Origin of the sequence: Rubrivirga litoralis (assembly GCF_031846415.1) — a bacterium.
Classification (GTDB): Bacteria; Bacteroidota; Rhodothermia; order Rhodothermales; family Rubricoccaceae; genus Rubrivirga; species Rubrivirga litoralis.
On record NZ_JAVRHT010000088.1, the window covers coordinates 1 to 1,188 of the forward strand.

Consider the following 1,188-nt stretch of genomic DNA (forward strand, 5'->3'; position numbering starts at 1 on the left):
TAGTCGAGGATTTTGGAGACGACGCCGGCGCCCACCGTCCGCCCGCCCTCGCGGATCGCGAACCGCAGCCCCTCCTCCATCGCCACCGGCACGATGAGGTCCACCTTGAACTGCGTGTTGTCCCCCGGCATCACCATCTCCACCCCCTCCGCCAGCTCGATGTCCCCCGTCACGTCCGTCGTCCGGAAGTAGAACTGCGGGCGGTACCCCTTGAAGAACGGCGTGTGCCGGCCGCCCTCGTCCTTCGACAAGATGTACACCTCGCACTCGAACTGCTTGTGCGGCGTGACCGAGCCCGGCTTGCACACCACCATCCCGCGCTCGACCGCGTCCTTCTCGATCCCGCGCAGCAGCACGCCCGCGTTGTCCCCGGCCTGCGCCGAGTCCAGGAGCTTCCTGAACATCTCGACGCCCGTCACCGTCGAGGCCATCTTCTCCTCCTGCATCCCGATGAGCTCCACCGGCTCGCCCACCTTGATCTGGCCCCGCTCCACACGGCCCGTGACCACCGTCCCGCGGCCCGTGATCGAGAACACGTCCTCGACCGGCATCAGGAACGGGCGGTCGACGGCCCGCTCCGGCGTCGGGATGTAGTCGTCGACGGCCGTCATGAGCTCCATGACCTTGGCCACCCACGCGTCCTCCCCGTTCAACGCGCCCAAGGCCGAGCCCTGCACGACCGGGAGGTCGTCGCCCGGGAACTCGTACGACGAGAGCAGCTCGCGGACCTCCATCTCGACGAGCTCCAGGAGCTCCTCGTCGTCGACGAGGTCGGCCTTGTTCATGAACACGACCACGTAGGGCACGCCGACCTGGCGAGCGAGCAGGATGTGCTCGCGGGTCTGCGGCATCGGGCCGTCCGTGGCGGCGACGACCAGGATGGCCCCGTCCATCTGGGCGGCGCCCGTGACCATGTTCTTCACGTAGTCGGCGTGGCCCGGGCAGTCGACGTGGGCGTAGTGCCGCTCGGCCGTCTCGTACTCGACGTGGGCCGTGGCGATCGTGATGCCGCGCTCGCGCTCCTCGGGGGCGTTGTCGATGTCCTCGAACGCCTTGGCCTCCCCGCCGGACGCCTCGGCGAGCACCTTCGTGATCGCCGCCGTCAGCGTCGTCTTCCCGTGGTCGACGTGGCCGATCGTGCCGACGTTGACGTGCGGCTTCGTCCGCTGGAACTGTTCCTTCGCCATG

The 1,188-nt window shown here is 68.6% G+C and carries 1 protein-coding gene; it reads right to left on the minus strand.

Features of this window, described 5'->3' with window-relative positions:
* The coding region (gene tuf / locus RM540_RS16275; protein WP_311666076.1) for an elongation factor Tu at positions 1–1,187 on the minus strand (1,187 nt) is incomplete at its 3' end.
* Position 1,188: the final 1 nt, after the last annotated feature.